The sequence below is a fragment of the Paenibacillus sp. 23TSA30-6 genome (genome assembly GCF_014858585.1).
In the GTDB taxonomy this organism is placed as follows: Bacteria; Bacillota; Bacilli; order Paenibacillales; family Paenibacillaceae; genus Paenibacillus.
In genome coordinates this window covers 1-5,446 of sequence record NZ_SLTL01000067.1, presented here as the reverse complement: position 1 = coordinate 5,446, position 5,446 = coordinate 1, and the positions used below count along the sequence as shown (strand labels likewise).

7 protein-coding genes are annotated in these 5,446 nt (G+C 40.5%); all 7 read right to left on the bottom strand.

Annotated elements, in window-relative coordinates; genetic code table 11:
- Positions 1-77: 77 nt before the first annotated feature.
- On the bottom strand, positions 78-842 hold the full coding sequence (locus E0698_RS26035; protein WP_192513401.1) for a DDE-type integrase/transposase/recombinase: 765 nt from the start codon (positions 840-842) through the stop codon (positions 78-80).
- Positions 833-1,144, bottom strand: coding sequence for a transposase (locus E0698_RS26030; protein ID WP_192513400.1), 312 nt, complete (start codon positions 1,142-1,144; stop codon positions 833-835). The genes E0698_RS26035 and E0698_RS26030 overlap by 10 nt, the downstream gene beginning before the upstream one ends.
- A gap of 129 nt (positions 1,145-1,273) precedes the next feature.
- Positions 1,274-1,699 carry a MaoC family dehydratase gene (locus E0698_RS26025; protein WP_192513399.1) on the bottom strand — a complete coding sequence of 142 codons (426 nt, stop codon included), beginning with the start codon at positions 1,697-1,699 and terminating at the stop codon, positions 1,274-1,276.
- A gap of 119 nt (positions 1,700-1,818) precedes the next feature.
- Positions 1,819-3,369 carry a phage terminase large subunit gene (gene terL / locus E0698_RS26020; protein WP_192513398.1) on the bottom strand — a complete coding sequence of 517 codons (1,551 nt, stop codon included), beginning with the start codon at positions 3,367-3,369 and terminating at the stop codon, positions 1,819-1,821.
- A gap of 153 nt (positions 3,370-3,522) precedes the next feature.
- Positions 3,523-3,870, bottom strand: a complete 348-nt coding sequence (locus tag E0698_RS26015; RefSeq protein ID WP_238354167.1) for a site-specific integrase — start codon at positions 3,868-3,870, stop codon at positions 3,523-3,525.
- A 159-nt stretch (positions 3,871-4,029) separates the two neighbouring features.
- Entirely contained in the window at positions 4,030-4,704 is a 675-nt protein-coding gene (locus E0698_RS26010) for a transposase (RefSeq protein ID WP_337916456.1), read from the bottom strand.
- Positions 4,705-4,827: 123 nt separating this feature from the next.
- Entirely contained in the window at positions 4,828-5,319 is a 492-nt protein-coding gene (locus E0698_RS26005) for a hypothetical protein (RefSeq protein WP_238354166.1), read from the bottom strand.
- Positions 5,320-5,446 lie beyond the last annotated feature (127 nt).

Here is a 5,446-nt window from a genome sequence, read left to right as displayed (position 1 = left end):
TAGGGACGCACCTCGAATGAATTTGATTTTATTCTCGCATTCTCGATTCTCGATGTCCACTTTTTAGTCTAGCATCATTATACACGAACTTCATCCTGCAATAACCTATGAAAAGATTCAATATGTGCGTTCATATTCGGTGTTCGTGGAGGAATGCGTTCATGCTCCACCCCAAAGCTTTCACAGGCAGCTTCAAACCCATGAGAAATAAACTGAGGGCCATTGTCTGAACGAATCACAAGTTTGGTTTGCGCCTCAAATAATTGTCTCTTAAACAAGGCGGTTTGTAGCGTTCGGATCACATCTTTGGCCTCGCACCGCAATCCTATGTGGTAAGCGACCACAGAACGGTCATAAACATCGAGGCAAGACTGAATGAAGAAGAATCGGTCTTCTCCTGCAATATAACCGTACTTAATGTCCGTCTCAAACAGTTGGTTCGAATTCGTAATGATCCGATTTCGTACCAGTTTCCGTGGGTAAGACGAGTTCACTTTTCGCTGTGGTCGCAGGATGTTCAGTTCTCTGCACAATCGGTAAACCTTCTTTTTGTTAATGATTAGGCCATCATCTCGGCGTAAAGCGACGGTTAATTTACGGTATCCATACGCATTGCCGTCTGCAGAAACCAGCTCCATAATCCGTTCCATAATCTGAGCATCCGGTACTTTTACGCCGTCCGAACGCAGCGAATATCCTGGCTTTTGTCGTCCCTCACTTGCTGTTTTCTCGATCACTTTTCCATTTTTATGGTAGTAGTAGCTTGATCTCGGGATGTTGGCCAATCGTAGCACAAGCGTGACGGCATATCCTTCATGGATGTAGTGTTCCGCTACTTCCACTTTTTCAGCAAATGAGGGTTTTTCTTTTTTATCAAGTCACGCAGTATCGCAATCTCTAGTGCCTGTTCACCCAGTAGCTTCTTCAATTGATCATTTTCTTGGGAAAGCACTTTGGAATCCAGTCCATGTATGGTTTCCAGTGAAGTTTCACCATATTTACCTTCTTCAAGTTCCTTTACCCAACGGTGAAGCATATGGACGGCAATTTCATATCTCCGGGCTACAGCCGCCTTATTCCCGGTTTCGATGGCTTCCTTGACGATTTGGCGTTTAAATTCTCTAGAATGTTTATTTCGTGTCATTTCCTCAGCCCCTTATCACTAGTAGTGTAATCCATATACACTCTTAGTGTCCAAGTTCACTAGGGGGCTAAAGAGTTAATATTAGGAGACTCTCTTACTATAGATTCTATATTTACTTCCGAATACACCTTATTTATTAACTATAACGGACAATTCACCTTCAAATACTTTCTCATCCTTGTTATTGAAAGTCGTCAGCATAACAGTAACTATTCCTGTTTCATTTAGTTTCTCTCTAAGTACAGTTACCTCCACAATTGTATGTAATTCATCTCCCGGATACACGGGTTTTATAAATCTAATATTGTTCATAGCAGTTCCAGCAATGACATCATCACCATAACTACCCGTTTCAACCCAAAGCTTAAATGAAACTGCTAGCGTTTGAATTCCTGAGGCTATGATTCCATTAAATCTTCCCTGCGTTGCTTTATCTTCATCCAAATGCATATATTGTGGGTCAAACTCCGTTGCAAATCTGGTAATATCCTCTTTTGTTAATGTTAAAGACTTGGTTCTAAATAGTTGTCCGATATAAAATTCATGGAACCGCATTAATGTACCTCTCCTCTTGGTCAAATTATCTGCTTTTTTAGAGCATATCATTTATTAAGCTAATCTGCCTGTTAGTTTAACGAGATTGGATAAAATAAAATTGAGTTTTAGCAAAACCCTCAAAATAACAAACTGCGATCATAAAATTTCAGACTTTTCACCGACTGGATCAATTGAACAGCCCCATATAAACTATCTGGCGCGTCATCATATGTACAGTTTCGATTGTAATCCTTCACCTGATGATTGTATCTAAGGTTATCTGCATTGAACAGAATATGCCCCTTCTTCACTTCCGGCTCCAAGCTAATAATACGTTCATGCTTCTGCCCCTTGGACTGCACACTTTCTACGGGTGTATGTATCTTCGCCTTCCATAGCTCTTCTTCAAACTTTTGCTTCATATAGCTTTGTGCCTGATTGACTTCAAAGCCAAGCTTATCTACAGGATAAAGCTTCAACTTTTCAATAGCGACTTGAAACAAATCATCCGGCAGCAGTTTGTAAATGTCCCCATAAATCACATACATTTGCTTGGTCTTGCGATGCTGCCCAATAATTGAAATGGCCGAATAGTCATTCTTCTTTCCGGCTTTAATCGCTGGATCAATGTACATGGCAATTTCCATCTCCTCAAACTCAGGCAACCTGCCCCAATACATGATATTCTGGAATATGTATTCATCGGTTGAACGCGGATCGTTTTGTAATTCTTTATAGAAACTTTTCTCGCCCATCGCTTGCTTCTTGCACATCAAATAATAATAGTCCAAATACTCGCTCCACAGGATTTCCGTACCCTTCAGCATTTCCTCCTCATTCGCCATAAAAAAGGACAAAGCCGTATTGATCCTGTCCTCATCTTGGAGATTATTATATTGTCGCTCCCACTCTGACCATAGATCATCACGCTCTGAAAATTGAAGCACGGCTGCTTTACGAACACTTCTCACACCTGGTATCTTCCCTTTGAGCAGATCAGCCATGATATCTTCTTCGTTGAGAATCGTTCCACAGATCAGTATATTGGTGTCCCTTGTTCCTATAGGTAGAATGACATCTGTAAACGTATTTTTAATTTGTTCTCGTTTGGCTTCGGATCGAGCCGTATCCTCCTTGAGCAAATCATCCATTAGAACTAGTGTAGGACGATGATGCTTATAGTGAATGCCTCTCAAACTACCGTCAATCCCACGAATCATGATACACGAATCTAGTCCACCTTTACTCTTAAGCCATATTTCATTGTTGTTCCAGCGGCTTCCTTTACGGATACCGAAATCCTCAATCAGCATCTGATTCGTTTCCAATTCATCTTTGATCATATCCAAAAACGGCAATGCAATCTGCTCTGTCGCTGATATGATTAATGTAAACTGTGATTTATCATATAAAGTCGCATACAGCGGAAATAAAAAAGAACTGATCGTAGACTTTCCATGTTCCCTAGGGAGGCCGAAAGCCGTAATCAGTCCAGTATGGGCAAGCATATGTCTTAATTCCGTGAATAGCTCTTTGTGAAACTTGCCAAATGCTCGATCAAAGTATTTAGGAAAATAGGCTAAAGCGAAAAACTCAATGTCCATCTCACCAATAAGCTTGCGTAGTTCAGAGAAAGAGAACGTTTCGATCAGTTGTTTCATTTTGGGCGGCTTAAAATGCTTCTCCATATACTGCTTAAGCAGCTCAGCTTGTCGTTGCTCTTCTTGCTTTATTGTTTCAATGGGTATAACTCCTTTCTCATATGTACCGTAAAATCATCACAAAAATTTCTGCACCCTTTGCTGGCGGCTCTGTTTCTACATATAGAAGACCCCCTCCTATCAACGACAAAAAGAGCGGCTTCTCACCACTCGATATTGCCGAACGACCTTGTTCCTAACCGCTTCGATATGTATTTCTTCCTTTATATAGCCTTGTTGATGCATCCATTGTGAAAATACGTTGATACTAGCGATCTTACGATTGATGGTCAGTATCGCTTGGTTGGTGCTTTGCAGAACCTTCTTGTACTCTACCCCATCCAATTCAATCCACTTGTCCAGTCCATATTCCGTCTTGCCCCGATACCAGGCTATGAACTGTAACACGTCCCGAATGTAGCAGGAAACCGTATTTTCACTCCGATCCTTGCTCCGTAAATACGCTTCAAACCCTTGTATATAGTTCATATTTCCCCTCACCTTTCGCTCGTGTGTCACATCATAGCGTTGATTCGAGGGAAAGTCCACTCCATACATAACTTATCTTATGCACTGATTCTGGCTACTTTTGGGGCAAATTTCGGGCTGAAATGGGCGTTTATCTATACAAATACTGACGGCATAACGTTATGAGTGCGAATCATCTGGCTCTATGTATCCTTCCTCAATCTCGACCGATTCCTCAATGGCTTCATAATCGGCATCCACTACATCGGCTTCAATCATATCCAGAAATAGCTGCTTACGCTCCTGTTCCAGTGCTTTCGTATTCACCACCAGTTCATGTCGATCATTCCACTCGTTGGGTGCGCGGTTCTTTAAGTAGAAGATCATCGCTGTCGGATTGGGAGGCTGATATCGTTTCACTTTCTCGATGCGCGTCTTCTTTTTTCCATTTTTGTCCTCTTCAATGATCGTTTTAATTTCTTCATATTCATACCCTGTAGCTGCTTTCAAAAGTGAATTTTCTACGTGGGATATAGGGACAGATTTGCTCCATTTGACTAGTTCAGCCAGCATCGGATGTTTATCAATATATTCGTACCAAGTTGTTTTACCAATGTCGAGTTTCTTGATGATGTCCTCCGCATTCACGCCTTCTTCGAACCATTGCTGAATCTCCGCTAATCTAGGATATACATGTGTTTCCCACTTGGTTGGACGTTCCAATGCTTCAGCAAATTTAGGATTTTTCCTTCTATAGTCACCTAATGTCCAAATATGAATATTAAGTCGCTTAGCAATCTCCTCATCTGTGGCTCCTTCACGTACCCAAACGGGAATATCTCTGAGTCTTGGCACAACAAATTGATACTTTGTCAAAATTTTTGATTTATTCCTTTTTGGATTGCTATTGTTCTTACTCATCTTCTGCTCACCTCCAGCACGAAAAAAGCCTATGCGAATGTGCATGGACCTTTGTTTTTAAAGTTGTGTTCCATTTACAGATTGCATCTCAGGGAATTTCCGTTGATATGTTTTGAACAGTACATACTTTTGTAAACCTTTGGATTGATGCAAAGCTTGTTGTGCCAGTTCAATTGCTGCTGCATGATGTTTTGATTTTAACTCCAATTCGGAAAGAAGCGCATTTTTCATCCAAGGCGTTGGAATGTCGTGAATGATTTTGTGAGCTTCCGCATTACTTCCTTCTTCCATACACACGATAGCTCGATAGTAATTTTTATATGCCAGTGGTTTGATGAATTCGATTTCTTCTTTAACCATCAAAATTCCTTTTTTATAGAACGCAAAAACGGTTTTATATAACGCTTGTTTGTGAATTCCTTTATACTTTTGGAGCAATAGTCGGATTGAGTCTTCTACTTCTTCATCGATTTCATTGGCTAGAGCATAAAATAGATGGTATTCTGGCTTATTCTTACGCGACATTAAAAACTTCTCTATTCTCTTCAAATTAGAATCCCATAATACAGTAAAAAGAATAGGAACATATAGTACGAGAAGGCAGCGTCAAGATTTTTGTGTAAATGAAATAACCTTTTCTTATGTAGATTGGCGTTACTCTTTTGTGGTGAACATG

Coding starts and splice junctions, on each gene's coding strand:
- terL (WP_192513398.1), bottom strand. CDS start 3,369: ATGGAGAAGCATTTTAAGCCGCCCAAAATGAAACAACTGATCGAAACG.
- E0698_RS26025 (WP_192513399.1), bottom strand. CDS start 1,699: ATGCGGTTCCATGAATTTTATATCGGACAACTATTTAGAACCAAGTCT.
- E0698_RS26030 (WP_192513400.1), bottom strand. CDS start 1,144: ATGACACGAAATAAACATTCTAGAGAATTTAAACGCCAAATCGTCAAG.
- E0698_RS26015 (WP_238354167.1), bottom strand. CDS start 3,870: ATGAACTATATACAAGGGTTTGAAGCGTATTTACGGAGCAAGGATCGG.